Raw genomic sequence first — 13,440 nt, 5'->3', positions numbered from 1 at the left:
GGTGCGGGCGTTAGCGTGGGCCACGAGGACCTCCGGGTGGATGTGGACCTTCGACAAGTCACACCCCACTCGGAGGTCCTCCCTCGTTCAAGCCGACGCGCTGTCACCAACGTCCTGGCCGGGTACACCTAGCGCGGGTGGGTCGCACGGGGGAACCCTCGGGTCAGGACAGCGCGGGGGTGCTCGCCCGGAGCAGGACGTCGCCCTCGACGTGCTCGAACCGCGCCGGCCCCCCGTCGGCGGAGTCGACGAGGTCGAACAGCCGGTGCCCGATGTCGGTGAGCGGCAGGCGGACCGTCGTCAGCGCCGGCGCGATGTCGCGCAGCGTCGGGATGTCGTCGAAGCCGGCGACGGCGAGGTCCCGCGGCACGTCGAGGCCGGCGTCGCGCGCCGCGGCGATGGCCCCGACGGCCATGACGTCGTTGGCCGCGAGCAGCACCGGCGGGGGCGCGGTCCGCCGGCGTCGCGGCCGGTCGGCGAGCAGCGCCGCCACCGCCTCGTAGGCGCCGTCGCGGGTGAAGGGCCCCGACACCCGGTGCGCCGGCTCGATCCCGCGGGCGGCGAGACCGGCGAGGAAACCCGCCGTGCGGTCCCGCGCGGTCACGAGGTTGTCGGGGCCCTGCAGCAACCAGAACTCCCGGTACCCCAGGTCGACGACGGCCTCGGTGAGCCGCCGCGCCCCGCCCTCGTTGTCCACCAGGACGCTGTCGACCCCCAGGACGTCCTGCGTCGCCGCCGCGACCTGGCCGCCGCCGGTGCGGAACGCCTCGAGCTCGGTGCGCAGGGCGTCGGTGCGTTCGGCGTCGGCCCAGCGCGACCCGGCGAGGATGACCGCGCGCACGCGCTGCCGGCGCAGGGCCGCGACGTGGGCGACCTCGCGGTCGGCGTCCCCGCGCGTCACCGACAGCGTGACGATGACGCCCGCCGCCTCGGCCGCGTTCATGACTCCCGCGGCGAGGGAGGAGAAGTACGGGTCGGAGATGTCGTGGACGACGAGCCCGACGACGTCGGACCGGCCCCGCGCCATCGCCTGGGCCTGGGCGTTCGCGCTGTAGTCGAGCCGGGCCGCGGCCGAGTGCACGCGGTCGCGCAGGGCCTCGCCGACCACGCGCGTGCTGCCGTTGAGGACGCGTGAGGCGGTGGCCAGGGACACCCCCGCCTCACGGGCGACGTCGTCCAGGGTCACCGGCCCGTCGGGGCGGGACCGCCGGGCACGTCGTCGAGGTTCAGCGCTGGCCACGGGGACATCGTGCCCTGTCGGTGCGGCCGACCGCGGCAGCGCTCAGAGGACGTCGGCGTACTCGTCGGCGTGCCGCCGCACGTGCAACCGGACGAACGAGCACGCCGGAACGACCTTCCAGCCCCGCGCGCGGGCGTCCCGCAGGGCCGCGTCGACGACCTTCGACGCCAGGCCCTGGTTCTCGTGGGCCGGGTCGACCTCGGTGTGCACCATGGCGATCGCCTGCCGGTGCGGATCGCCGTGCAGACCCTGGGGCACGTAGTCGGCGAGCGCGACCACCTGCCCGTCGAGCCGTCCCTCCCAGCGGTGCGCCGCCTCGTCGTGGGTGACGACCAGGTCCTCGGCGGGGGTGCTCATACCCGCTGCAACACCCCGCGCCGCGTCGGCCTTCCCCGTCTCCCGCGGGGCGCCGTCAGGCGAGGGCGGGTTCCGACGACGGCACGGGGCGGGGGGCGGGCACGGGGGCCAGGGCCACGAGGTGGCGGGCGTACGCCTCGGTCGTCACGAACGCGGGGAACTCCTCGCCGAACGTCGCGTCCTCGACGACCCGCCGCGCGTCCTGGAGACGCTGCGCCGCGCCGGGGACGGTGGCGAGCTCGGCCAGCGCGCGGCCGAACTCCTCGTCGAGCGTGCGCTGCACCAGCCGGCGGTCGACGAGCCGACCGTCGTCCAGCGAGGTGCTGTGCCGCAACCACATCCACACCTGGGTGCGGGAGATCTCGACCGTCGCGGCGTCCTCCATGGCCCCGTCCACGGCGACCGCACCGGCGCCGCCGAGCCACGCCTGCAGGTACAGCAGGCAGACCCGCAGGTTCGCGCGCAGCCCCGCCTCGGTGACCTGGCCGGTCGCGGAGGCCAGGTCGAGCAGGTCCCCGGCGCGGACGCGGACGTCGTCGCGCGTCCGGCCGCGCTGGTCGTCGGCACCGTCGAGGACGGCGTCGAACGCGGCGCGGGCGACCGGGACCAGGGCGGGGTGGGCGACCCACGAACCGTCGAAACCGTCCTGCGCCTCCCGGGTCTTGTCCGCGGCGACGGCGCTCAGCGCCCGGGCGGTCGCCCCGGGGTCGGTCCGCGAGGGGACGGCGGCCGCCATCCCGCCGATCGCCATCGCCCCGCGACGGTGGCACGTCCGCACCAGCAGGTCGGTGTAGGCCCGCATGAACGGGACGGTCATGGTGACCGAGGACCGGTCCGGGAGGACGGCCGCGGGGTCCTCGCGGCGGTTCTTCATCGCGCTGAACAGGTAGTCCCACCGGCCCGCGTTGAGCCCGGCCGCGTGCTCCCCGAGCGCGTGCAGGACCTCGTCCATCGCGAACGCCAGCGGCAGCGTCTCGACGAGCACCGTCGCGCGGATGGACCCGCGCGGCAGGTCCAGCGCCTCCTCGGCGACGACGAAGACGTCGTGCCACAGCGCGGCCTCGGCCGCGGACTCCAGCTTCGGCAGGTAGAAGTAGGGCCCCTGCCCGCGTTCCAGCAGCCGCCGGGCGTTGAGGAACAGGTGCAGACCGGCGTCGACGAAGGCGCCGGCGACGGCCGCCCCGCGCACGCGCAGGTGCTTCTCGACGAGGTGCCAGCCACGGGGGCGGACGACGACGGTGGGGAGCCGGTCCCCGAGGCGGTACTCCTTGCCCTCCGGGGTCGTGAAGTCGATCCGGCGCTCCAGGGCGTCCACGAGGTTGCGGTGCCCCTCCACGACGTTCGCCCACGTCGGCGACGTCGCGTCCTCGAAGTCGGCCATCCAGACGTCGGCGCCGGAGTTCAACGCGTTGACGGTCATGGCCCGGGTGGGGGGCCCGGTGATCTCGACGTGCCGGCGGGTCAGGCCGGGCGGCGGCGGGGGCACCCGCCACGTCGCGTCGTCGCGGATCCAGGCGGTCCGGTCGGAGAACCCCAGGTCTTCCTCCCCACTCAGCAGGCGGGCGGTGCGGGCGCGGCGGGCGGTCAGCAGTTCGGCCCGCCGGCCCGCGAACGCGTCGTGCAGCAGGGCGACGAAACCCAGGGCGTCGGGTGTCAGCAGGTCGGCACCGCGTGCGGGTGCCGGGGCGAGCACCTCGACGGTGCCGCGGGGGGTCAGGACGGTCACGGGGAACTCCTCGTCGAGTCGGGGTGGAGCCGTGGGAGAGGGCGGGTGGACGGTCAGAACTGCTCGTGCTCGGTGGAACCGGCCATGGCCGTCGTGGTGGCGTCGGGGGACAGCGCCCGGGTGACGCGGTCGAAGTACCCGGTGCCGACCTCGGCCTGGTGGCGGACCGCGGTGTACCCGTGCTCGACGGCCTCGAACTCCCGCGTCTGGAGTTCGGCGTAGGCGGTCATCCCGCTGCGGGCGTACCCGCGGGCGAGGTCGAACATCGAGTGGTTCAGGGCGTGGAACCCGGCGAGCGTGATGAACTGGAACGCGTACCCGAGCTCGCCCAGCCGCTGCTGGAACGTGGCGATCTCCCGGTCGTCCAGGGCGGCGCGCCAGTTGAACGAGGGCGAGCAGTTGTAGGCGAGCATCGTGCCGGGGTGCACCCGCTGCACCTCCTGCGCGAACTCCCGCGCGAACCCGAGGTCCGGACGGCCCGTCTCGACCCACAGCAGGTCGGCGTAGGGCGCGTAGGACGTCCCGCGGGCGATGGCGGCCTCGGGGCCGCTGCGGACCCGGAAGAACCCCTCGCCCGTGCGCTCGCCCGTCGTGAACGACCGGTCGCGCTCGTCGACGTCGCTCGTCAGCAGGTCCGCGGCGAGGGCGTCGGTCCGGGCGATGACGAGCGTCGGGACACCGGCCACGTCGGCGGCCAGGCGCGCCGCGTTGAGCGTCCGGACGTGCTGCGCCGTCGGGACGAGCACCTTCCCCCCGAGGTGGCCGCACTTCTTCTCGCTGGCGAGCTGGTCCTCCCAGTGCACCCCCGCCGCACCGGCCGCGATCATCGACTTCATGAGTTCGAAGGCGTTGAGCGGCCCGCCGAAACCCGCCTCGGCGTCGGCGACGACCGGGGCCAGCCACGGGCTCGGGCCGTCCCCGCGCGGGTTCTCGGCCCACTCGATGCCGTCGGCGCGCAGGAGCGCGTTGTTGATGCGCCGGACCACGGCCGGAACGGAGTTCGCCGGGTACAGGCTCTGGTCGGGGTACGTCTGCCCGGAGAGGTTGGCGTCCGCGGCGACCTGCCAGCCGGACAGGTAGATCGCCTCCAGCCCACCGCGGACCATCTGCACGGCCTGGTTCCCCGTGAGGGCGCCGAGCGCCGGGACGAAGGGCCGCGTGTGCAGGAGGTCCCAGAGGCGCTGCGCGCCGAGGCGGGCCAGGGTGTGCTCCTCGCGCACGCGGCCGCGCAGGCGCACCACGTCCTCGGCGGTGTAGTCGCGGCGGACGCCGGCCCACCGCGGGGACGTCGCCCACTCCCGGCGCAGCGCGTCGGCCGGGTCCAGGACGGGGGCCGTCCGCTCGGTGGTGGCCGGTCCGGAGACGGGGTCGGTGGTGGTGTCGGTCACGGGGTGCTCCCTGGTCGTCGGGACCCTCTGGAGGGGTTCGTGCAGCGAGCTTGGCCGGTCCTTGCCGGTCCAGAACCCCTCGATCCCTGTCAAGAACCGCGGTTCTTGCCCTAACGTGCAGGCATGGCGGACGAGGTGGTCGGTGCGGTCGGTGGGGTCGGGGACCTGGTGACGCTGGGGCGGCGGGTGCGGCACCTGCGCACGGCCCGTGGTCGCACGCTGGACGACGTCGCGTCCGCGGTGGGCAGTTCGGCGTCACGCCTGTCGTTGCTGGAGAACGGCCGGCGCGAGCCCAAGTTGTCGCTGCTGACGGCGCTGGCGCGGGAACTCGGTGTCCCGCTCGCCGACCTGCTGGCGCCGGAACCCCCGAGCCGGCGGGCGGCGCTGGAGATCCGCCTGGAGCACGCCCAGCGCTCGCCGCTCTACGCCGCGCTGGGCCTGCCCACGGTCCGTCCGGGCAAGCGCGCCCAGCTGGAACTCCTCGAGGCCGTCGTCGGGTTGCACGACGAACTCGTCCGCCGGGCGCACGAGCGCGCCGCGACACCGGAGCAGGCGCGCGAGGCGAACGTCGAACTGCGCCGCACGATGCGCGCGCAGGGCAACTGGTTCGGCGACGTGGAGGACGCGGCGGCGGGACTGCTCGACGCCGTCGGCTACGCGGGCGGCCCGTTGTCGGAACGGCACGTCGACGCCCTCGCGGCCCACCTGGGGTACCGGTTCGTGCCCGTCGACGACCTGCCGCACTCCTCCCGCTCGGTGACCGACACCCGTCACCACGTCATCTACCTGCGGTCCCAGGACCGGGTGGCGGGCGGGGCCCGGCGTCGGGCCGTGGCGCTGCAGGCGTTGGGGCACCTCGTCCTCGGCCACGGGGAGCCCGCGGGGTACCCGGAGTTCCTGCGCCAGCGCGTGGAGGTGAACTGCTTCTCCGCGGCGCTGCTCGTCCCGCGCCGCGAGGTCGTCCGCCAGCTGCAGGCGGCCAAGGCCGCGCGCGACATCGCCGTCGAGGACGTCCGCGACGCCTTCAACGTCTCCTACGAGACGGCGGCCCACCGGTTCACGAACGTCGCCACCCACGACCTCGGGCTGCCGGTGCACTTCATGCGCGTCCACGAGTCGGGCACGATCTCCAAGGCGTACGAGAACGACGGGGTGCTGTTCCCGGTCGACGCGACGGGCGCGATCGAGGGGCAGCCGGTGTGCCGGAACTGGACGGCGCGGACCGTGTTCGACCGCCCGGCCGGGGTCCCGTACCACCAGTACACCGACACCCCGAGCGGGACGTACTGGTGCACGTCCTCGGTGGACCCCGCGGGGGACCCGGACCCCGCCGGCGCCCCCGGCCGGTTCAGCGTGAGCGTCGGCGTGCCCTTCGCCCACGTGAAGTGGTTCCGCGGGCGCGAGAGCACCGAACGGGCCCGGTCGCACTGCCCGGACCCCACCTGCTGCCGGGTGCCGCCGGCGGACCTGGCGCGGCGGTGGGCCGCCCACGCCCGGCCGTCCGCGCGGGCGCACTCGCACCTGCTGGCCGCCCTGCCGCCGGGGACCTACCCGGGGGTCGACGACACGGAGGTCTACCGCTTCCTCGACGCGCACACCCCCTGAGCGTCCCGGCGGTGCGGCGACGCGTCCGCGGTGCGACAGTGGTCCGGCGCGGAAGGCGTTGCAGGGCAACGGACCGCTGAGGACAGGCACACCTTCCCGGCTCGGGGTCGGGGGAGAGAGGAGCGGTCGTGGCCGTGTCGCACCCGGGAGAGCCGGCGCTGCACCAGGGCGAGGTGGGCTCGCGGCTGAACTGGCTGCGCGCGGCCGTGCTGGGCGCCAACGACGGGATCGTGTCGGTCGCCGGCCTCGTCGTCGGGGTCGCCGGGGCGACGGCGGACCGGTCCGTGCTGCTGACGGCCGGCGTGGCCGGGCTCGTCGCCGGCGCCCTGTCGATGGCGGCCGGCGAGTACGTCTCCGTGTCCACCCAGCGTGACACCCAGCGCGCCCTCCTGGACACCGAACGCCGCGAGCTGGCCGAGATGCCGGAGGCCGAACTCGAGGAACTCGCGCGGATCTACGTCGCCAAGGGCCTGTCCGAACCCCTGGCGCGCCAGGTGGCCGCCGAGCTGACGGCCGGGGACGCCCTGCGGGCGCACGCCGACGCCGAGCTCGGCATCGATCCCGACGAGGTCGTCAGCCCCTGGCAGGCGGCCTGGGCGTCGGCGGTCTCCTTCACCGTGGGGGCCCTCGTCCCGCTGCTGACGATCGTCCTGCTGCCGGTGGGCGTCCGGGTGGCCGCGTGCTTCGTCGCGGTCGTCCTCGCGCTCGCGCTCACCGGGGCGGTGAGCGCGCACCTCGGCGGGGCGGGCCACCGCCGGGCCACGGTGCGGACCGTGCTGGGCGGCGCGGTGGCGATGGCCGTCACGTACGGGATCGGGCACCTCGTCGGCCGGTCCGTCTAGCGCCGTCGGGCCTCACCCGGACGGAGCAGTTCCTCAGCGGGCTCCAAGCGGCGTCCGGTCAGGCTGCCCACGTGGCAGTCATCCGGGTCCCCTCCGTCGCCGTCCCCCTCCCGGCCGCGCGCCCGGCCTTCCGGCCCGACGTCGAGGGGCTGCGGGCCGTCGCGCTCGGGTGCGTGCTCCTCTTCCACGCCGGGGTGCCCTTCGCCCGCGGCGGGAACGTCGGTGTCGACGTGTTCTTCGTCATCTCGGGGTTCCTCATCACCGGCCTGCTGGTGCGGGAACTGGGCACCACCGGCCGTGTCGACCTGCCCGCGTTCTACGCCCGGCGGGCCCGGCGCATCCTGCCGAGCGCGGGGGTGGTCCTCGTGCTGACGCTGGCCGGGACGGCGCTGCTGGCCCCCGCCCTCCAGGCCGGGACGGGGCGGGCCGCCGTCGCGTCGGCGCTGCAGGCGGCGAACTGGTGGTTGCTGTCCGCGGGCGACCTGCACGTCCCGCTGACGCACTACTGGTCCCTCGCGGTGGAGGAGCAGTTCTACCTCGTGTGGCCCGTGCTGCTCCTCCTCGCGCGGCGGCGCCCGCTCGTGGCGCTGGGGCTCCTCAGCGCGGCGTCGTACGGGGCGAGCGTGCTCCTCACCCCGGGGCACGAACTGCTCGCCTACCTCGGGACGGGGACGCGGATGTGGCAGTTCGGCCTCGGGGCCGCCCTGGCCCTCCTGGCGCCCCGCGTCGCCGGGTTCACCGCCGTCCACCCGGGGCTGACCTCCCGGGTCCGCTGGGCCGCCGCGGGGGTCCTCGCCTCGGCGGTCGTCTGGGCGGGCTGGGTGGACTACCCCGGCTGGGCCGCCCTGGTGCCGACCCTGGCCGCTGCCCTGCTCATCGGTGCGGGGGCGAGCGACCCGGCCTCCGGCCCCGGCCGCCTCCTCGTGTGGCGGCCGGTCCGGTTCTGCGGTCGCATCTCCTACACCTGGTACCTGTGGCACGTCCCGGCGACGTTCTTCGCGGTCACGCTGTTCCCCTCGCTCGACCGGTGGCCGTTCCTCCTCGCCGTCGAGCTCCTCGCCGGCGGGCTGGCGTTCCTGATGACCGTCCTCGTCGAGGACCCGCTGCGGCGCAGCCGGTTCGTCGCCTCGACGCGGCGGGGTCTCGTGCTCGGCGCTGCCGTGACCGCGGTGTCGCTGGGGGCGGCGCTGCTGGCGGTCGGGTGAACCGCCCCGCGCTCAGGCGGTCTTGGGCAGCCCCGGCGGGTTCACCTGGGACTGCGGCACGGCCTCGTTCGCGAGGTTCCAGCGCTTCAGCGTCGCCGCGTACTGCCCGCCGGCGATGAGGTGGTCCAGCGCGGCGGCGAGCGCCTGGACGAGGCCGTCGTCCTTCTTCGTCATCGCGGCGATGTCCGCCTGGATCGTGCCGCCGCCGGGGACGGTGCCGACGATCTTCGTGTCGCCGGCGACGAGGGCGTGGTAGGCGGCGGTGGGGTTCGGGCCGAAGTTCGCCTGGATGCGCCCGGACTTCAGCGCGAGGTAGGTGTCGGAGGCCTGCTGGTAGTACTGGATGGCGGCGGGCTCGCGGCCGGCGGCCTCGTTCTGCCGGTTCCAGTCCAGCAGCACCTTCTCCTGGTTCGTGCCGGAGCCGACCGACACCGTGAGGCCCGCGACGCCCGCCGGGCCGGCGATCGTCGAGATCTCGGAGTCCTTCGCGACCTCCCACGCCAGCGTGTCGACGCGGTAGGAGGCGAAGTCGTACTTCTCCTTGCGCTCCTCGGTGACGGTGATGTTGGAGAACCCCACGTCGAACTGGCCGGAGTCGACCGAGAGGAAGAGGTTCTCCCAGCTGGTCGCCCGCACGTCGGGCTCCAGCCCGAGCACCCCGGCGACGAGCAGGGCGATGTCGGGTTCGATCCCGATGACGGTCTTGTCGTCGTCCGCCTTGAAGCTCAGCGGAGGGGCCCCGTTGCCGGTCGTGCCGATGACGAGGGTCCCACGGTCCCGGACCGCCTGGGGCACCGTGGCCGCGATCTCCGGGACGGCCTGGGCGGTCACCCGTCCCGTCTGGGCGGGGCTGGTGTCGACGCCCCCGGCCGCGCCCGACGGTGCGGCCGCGGGTGCGGCGGCGGGGTCGGCGGTGCCGGTGGCGCACGCGGACACGGCCAGCGGGGTGGCGGCCAGCGACAGGAGCCAGGTACGACGGCTGATCACGGTGTTCTCCTCGGGTCAGGCCGCCCGGTGGGCAGGCCGGCAGGGCGGTCCGGCGGGCGCCGGACCGGTGGGACGGTGCGTGGGTCAGAGCACCTTGGCCAGGAACGCCCGGGTGCGGTCGTGCCGGGGGTGGTCGAACACCTCGGCGGGACTGCCCTCCTCCAGGACGACGCCCTCGTGCAGGAAGAGCACGCGGTCGGCCACCTCGCGGGCGAAACCGATCTCGTGGGTGACGACGACCATCGTCGTCCCGGCGGCGGCCAGGTCGCGGATGACGTCCAGCACCTCCCCGACGAGTTCGGGGTCCAGGGCGGAGGTGGGTTCGTCGAAGAGGACGAGCGAGGGGCGCAGGGCGAGCGCGCGGGCGATCGCGACCCGCTGCTGCTGACCACCGGACAGCCGGCGGGGGTACTCGTCGGCCTTGTCCAGCAGGCCGACCCGTTCCAGCAGCGCCCGCGCCTCCACCTCCACCTCGGTCCGTCGGCGCCTCTGCGCTGAGACGGGGGCCTCGACGACGTTCTCGAGGACGGTGAGGTGCGGGAACAGGTTGAAGTGCTGGAACACGAAGCCGATGCGGGAGCGCTGGCGCAGGACCTCCCGCTCGTGCAGTTCGCGCAGGTGCCGGCCCGCCCGCCGGTAGCCGATGAGGTCGCCGTTCACCTCGACCAGGCCCGCGTCGACCTTCTCGAGGTGGTTGATGGTCCGCAGTAACGTCGACTTGCCCGAACCGGACGCGCCGAGCACCACGGTGACCGTGCCGGCGGCGACGGACAGGTCGATCCCGCGCAGGACCTCCAGCGCCCCGAACCTCTTGTGGACACCGGCGAGGTGCACGACGGGCGCGGCCGTGGCGGCAGGGCCCGGCGTCGTGGCGAGCGTGGGGCTCATCGGGCATCTCCGTGGCGTCGGGCGCGGCCCGCACGCGCGGTGCGGAGGAGGGTCAGGAACGGCAGCGGGGTGCCGGCGCGGGAACTGCCCCGGCCGTAGTGGCGTTCGACGAGCCACTGCAGCACCGACAGGACGGTGGTGAGGACCGTGTACCAGACGGCCGCGACCAGCAGCAGCGGGATGACCCGGCCGGTGCGGTTGTAGACGACCTGCACCTGGTAGAAGAGCTCCGGCAGCGCCATGACGTAGACGACCGAGGTCCCCTTGAGCAGGCCGATGACCTCGTTCCCGGTGGTCGGGACGATGATGCGCAGCGCCTGCGGCAACTGGATCCGCCAGAACTGCCGGGCCTGGGGGATCCCCAGCGCCGCGGCCGCCTCCCGCTGGCCGGGGTCGACGGCGAGGAAACCCGACCGCACGATCTCGGCGAAGTACGCGGCCTGGTGCAGACCGAGCCCGAGGAACGCCGCCGTCAGGGGCCCGATGAGGCTCTGGGTCGGGAACGTCCAGAACTGCGGGCCGAACGGGACGCCGAACCCGATGACCTCGTACAGGATCGCCAGGTTGTACCAGAACAGCAGCTGCAGGATCAGCGGGACCGAGCGGAAGACGCTGGTGTAGGTGAAGCTGACGGCCTTCAGCAGCGGGTTGTGCGACATCCGCATGAGCGCCAGGACGGTGCCGAGGACCAGGCCGATCGCGGTGCCCACGAGGGTCAGCCGGACCGTGAGCCACATCGACTCCAGGATCGTGGCCGAGAAGAGGAACTGCCCGACGGTCGGCCACTCCCACGCGGGGTTGGTGACGAGGGCGTTGACGGCCATCGCGGCGAGCACCGCGACGACGGCCGTGGCCACCCAGCGCCACGGGTGGCGGGCCGGCAGCACCGTGAGCGGTCGGGCGGGGGCGGACCGCGGAACCACCGGGGCGGCGGTGACGTCCGGGACGGTGCGGGTGGTGTCGCTCATCGACGGTCTCCCTGCGGGGTGGACAGCGGAACGGGTGACGGACCGGAGGACGCGGAGGCGGCCCGCAGGAGCTCGGCCGCGAGCCGGTCGGCGCGGCGGAACAGTTCCGCGTCGGTGCCGGGGCGGGCGAACGCGGCGGCCGAGGCCTCGCCGGAGACCCACGCGCCGGTGGCGAACCGCCGCGGGTGGGCTTTCCCGTCGCGACCCACGAGGCGGGCCGTGGCGTCCACGACGAGGCGGCCGTTGGACCACCGCGACCCGTCGTCGACGATCTCGTGGGCCCGGACCTCGCCGCGGTCGCGCAGCCGGCCCAGCAGGACGTCGGACGTCCACTCGAGGTCGGGCACGGGCAGGCGGGCCTCGACGAGTCCCTGAGCGCGGACCTCGTGCGGGCCGCTGCCCGAACCCGCCGTGAAGGCGGCGACCCCCGGGGTCGGGTCCGCCTCGACGTGGACGTCGGCCCCGAGGAACCGGACCACGCCGGCGCGGGCCAGGGCCGCGAGCTGGCGGAGCCGTTGCGGCGGAGGGCCGCTGGCGACGTAGCTGAAGAACCCGTGCCACCAGCCGTCGAGGTCGACGGCCGTCGACCGGGCGTTCAGGCGGCCCGCCGCGTGCAGGCCGGCGGTGACGACGTAGGCGGACAGGACGGCCGCCAGCACCGCGGCGTCGGGGGAGGACCGGGGGTCGCTGCGCCGCGCCCGGTCGCCCTCGACGTGCGCCAGGACGCGGGCGTGCACCTCCTCGGCGGACGTCCCCCACCACCCGTCGAGGGGGCGGTCGAGGTCCGCGAGGTCGAACCGGTCCGCGGGGTCCGGCACGGCGCGCCCCACGAACTCGTCGAGCTCGGCCGAACCCCACGCCGCCCGGCCGAACGCCTCGTCGAACTCCGCGGCCGGAACGGTCGTCCGGCCCGGGTGGGAACGGAAGAGCTCGCGGTAGTGGGCGCCCGCCATCTCGCGTGCGATGAGCGGCCAGAGGTCCGCGCGCAGGTCCAGCAGGCCGTTCCCGTGGACCGCGTCCACCGTGCGCGCCGAGTAGTACCGGGGGAGCCCGAGGTCGGCCGGGACGGGGTAGTCGATCTTGGAGCGGTAGGGGACCCCGCGCCGGGACCCGACGTGCAACCGCGGTTCGCGGCCACCGGGCCGGTAGTCCAGCCCGCCGTCCGCCCGCTCCTCGAACCGTCCACCGCGGCCCTCGGTGAGGCGCACCACGAGGTCGACGAAGGCCAGGCCCATGCCCACCACGACGACGTCCGCGCCGGGGGCCAGCACGTCCAGGTCCTGTTCGCTCGTGTACCCGGGACGGACGTAGGCCAGGCCGTGCGCCCGGGCGAAACCGGCCGTGCGGCGTTCCCGGGGGCCCGGGCGGACGTCGAGGTGTCCCTGGGCGAGGAGCACCACGTCCACCGGGAGGGTCTCGTCCGCGCCGGTCCCGTCGGTGCTGGGTCCGCCGTCCAGGTGCAGCACCTGGCCGCCGTCGACGGGGTCGTCGGTGAGGTCCAGCACCGTCCGGTGGTGCCGGTGCACCCGGACCCCCGCCGGGAGGGCGGACACCGTGCGGTCCCAGGCGTCGGCGAAGTACCGGCTGGCCAGGCGCCGGGAGGTGAAGGAGGCCGGACCGTGGTCCAGGAGCTCCGCCTGCGCCGCGTGGTTCCCCGCCGCCTCGCGGAGCAGGTCGGCGCGGTGCTCCGCGACCCACTCGGCGAGGGAGGGACCGCGCAGGACGGGCGGGGTGAGGCCGGTGACGGACGCGTCCGGCAGGACGCTGATGTCGGCGGCGCGGGAGTTCATCCACAGCAGCGGGTCCTGGACCCGGCGCCAGACGCGGCCGGCGCCGGAGTCGAAGGGGTCCACGACGTGGACCTCGAGCTCCCGGGCGGCGTGGTGGGCGTGGGCGGAGAGGCGTTGCAGCAGGACGAGAACGCGGGGTCCGGCACCGACGATGCCGACACGGGTGGGACGGGACACGGGGGCTCCCCGGGGAGGTGCCGCAGGGCACGAGGTGGCGTCCGCGGGCGCAGCCGCGACGGACGGGGGGCTCAGCGCCCCGGGCACACCGCCGAGCTCAGACGGCAGAGGTCCACGTGCCGGCGGCGGACGAGCGGGGGCCGGGCGGCGGTGCGTGCGGTCACGGTGACTCCCATCGGTCCTGGCGGAAGCACCCGCGCCTGATCGCTCAGGGGGTTGCTGCGGCGTCGACGAGCCAGGTCTCTCGGCCGCTCTGGATGGACGGTG

The 13,440-nt window shown here is 74.9% G+C and carries 12 protein-coding genes and 1 riboswitch; of the genes, 3 read left to right on the top strand and 9 right to left on the bottom strand.

Annotated elements, in window-relative coordinates; translation table 11 throughout:
• Window positions 1–163 precede the first annotated feature (163 nt).
• The 4 genes from AB1207_RS14725 to aceA are packed head-to-tail and all read right to left on the bottom strand — an operon-like array spanning window position 164 to window position 4,711.
• The gene (locus AB1207_RS14725; protein WP_367639127.1) at window positions 164–1,240 is read right to left on the bottom strand and encodes a LacI family DNA-binding transcriptional regulator; all 1,077 of its coding nucleotides are present in this window, start codon (window positions 1,238–1,240) and stop codon (window positions 164–166) included.
• A 42-nt stretch (window positions 1,241–1,282) separates the two neighbouring features.
• Complete coding sequence (locus AB1207_RS14720) at window positions 1,283–1,597, bottom strand: GNAT family N-acetyltransferase (protein WP_367639126.1); 315 nt, start codon at window positions 1,595–1,597, stop codon at window positions 1,283–1,285.
• Between the two features lie 55 nt (window positions 1,598–1,652).
• Entirely contained in the window at window positions 1,653–3,323 is a 1,671-nt protein-coding gene (gene aceB / locus AB1207_RS14715) for a malate synthase A (RefSeq protein WP_437178947.1), read from the bottom strand.
• Window positions 3,324–3,376: 53 nt separating this feature from the next.
• On the bottom strand, window positions 3,377–4,711 hold the full coding sequence (gene aceA, locus AB1207_RS14710) for an isocitrate lyase (protein ID WP_437178946.1): 1,335 nt from the start codon (window positions 4,709–4,711) through the stop codon (window positions 3,377–3,379).
• A gap of 123 nt (window positions 4,712–4,834) precedes the next feature.
• Between aceA and AB1207_RS14705 the strand changes: the two genes are divergently transcribed.
• The 3 genes from AB1207_RS14705 (at window position 4,835) to AB1207_RS14695 (ending at window position 8,363) form a co-directional block, all read left to right on the top strand.
• Window positions 4,835–6,316: a helix-turn-helix domain-containing protein gene (locus AB1207_RS14705; RefSeq protein WP_367639125.1), complete on the top strand. Its 1,482-nt coding sequence runs from the start codon at window positions 4,835–4,837 to the stop codon at window positions 6,314–6,316.
• 128 nt (window positions 6,317–6,444) lie between these two features.
• Complete coding sequence (locus tag AB1207_RS14700; RefSeq protein ID WP_367639124.1) at window positions 6,445–7,158, top strand: VIT1/CCC1 transporter family protein; 714 nt, start codon at window positions 6,445–6,447, stop codon at window positions 7,156–7,158.
• A gap of 71 nt (window positions 7,159–7,229) precedes the next feature.
• On the top strand, window positions 7,230–8,363 hold the full coding sequence (locus AB1207_RS14695) for an acyltransferase family protein (RefSeq protein WP_367639123.1): 1,134 nt from the start codon (window positions 7,230–7,232) through the stop codon (window positions 8,361–8,363).
• A gap of 12 nt (window positions 8,364–8,375) precedes the next feature.
• Here the strand turns inward: AB1207_RS14695 and AB1207_RS14690 are convergent, their stop codons facing one another.
• From AB1207_RS14690 to AB1207_RS14670, 5 genes are all read right to left on the bottom strand, one after another.
• On the bottom strand, window positions 8,376–9,350 hold the full coding sequence (locus tag AB1207_RS14690; protein WP_367639122.1) for an ABC transporter substrate-binding protein: 975 nt from the start codon (window positions 9,348–9,350) through the stop codon (window positions 8,376–8,378).
• An 84-nt stretch (window positions 9,351–9,434) separates the two neighbouring features.
• The gene (locus tag AB1207_RS14685) at window positions 9,435–10,238 is read right to left on the bottom strand and encodes an amino acid ABC transporter ATP-binding protein (protein ID WP_367639121.1); all 804 of its coding nucleotides are present in this window, start codon (window positions 10,236–10,238) and stop codon (window positions 9,435–9,437) included.
• On the bottom strand, window positions 10,235–11,206 hold the full coding sequence (locus tag AB1207_RS14680) for an amino acid ABC transporter permease (protein ID WP_367639120.1): 972 nt from the start codon (window positions 11,204–11,206) through the stop codon (window positions 10,235–10,237). The genes AB1207_RS14685 and AB1207_RS14680 overlap by 4 nt, the downstream gene beginning before the upstream one ends.
• Window positions 11,203–13,173, bottom strand: a complete 1,971-nt coding sequence (locus AB1207_RS14675) for an FAD/NAD(P)-binding protein (protein ID WP_367639119.1) — start codon at window positions 13,171–13,173, stop codon at window positions 11,203–11,205. The genes AB1207_RS14680 and AB1207_RS14675 overlap by 4 nt, the downstream gene beginning before the upstream one ends.
• Before the next feature lie 71 nt (window positions 13,174–13,244).
• Entirely contained in the window at window positions 13,245–13,337 is a 93-nt protein-coding gene (locus tag AB1207_RS14670; protein WP_367639118.1) for a putative leader peptide, read from the bottom strand.
• 5 nt (window positions 13,338–13,342) lie between these two features.
• Window positions 13,343–13,437, bottom strand: a riboswitch (SAM riboswitch).
• Window positions 13,438–13,440 lie beyond the last annotated feature (3 nt).

The organism is Kineococcus endophyticus (genome assembly GCF_040796495.1).
Lineage (GTDB): Bacteria > Actinomycetota > Actinomycetes > Actinomycetales > Kineococcaceae > Kineococcus > Kineococcus endophyticus.
This window is presented reverse-complemented; position numbering and strand designations above follow the sequence as displayed.

What these genes read in the sequence shown, in the direction of transcription:
- AB1207_RS14685 (WP_367639121.1), bottom strand. Translation starts at nt 10,238, where the DNA reads ATGAGCCCCACGCTCGCCACGACGCCGGGCCCTGCCGCCACGGCCGCG.
- AB1207_RS14680 (WP_367639120.1), bottom strand. Translation starts at nt 11,206, where the DNA reads ATGAGCGACACCACCCGCACCGTCCCGGACGTCACCGCCGCCCCGGTG.
- AB1207_RS14720 (WP_367639126.1), bottom strand. Translation starts at nt 1,597, where the DNA reads ATGAGCACCCCCGCCGAGGACCTGGTCGTCACCCACGACGAGGCGGCG.
- AB1207_RS14705 (WP_367639125.1), top strand. Translation starts at nt 4,835, where the DNA reads ATGGCGGACGAGGTGGTCGGTGCGGTCGGTGGGGTCGGGGACCTGGTG.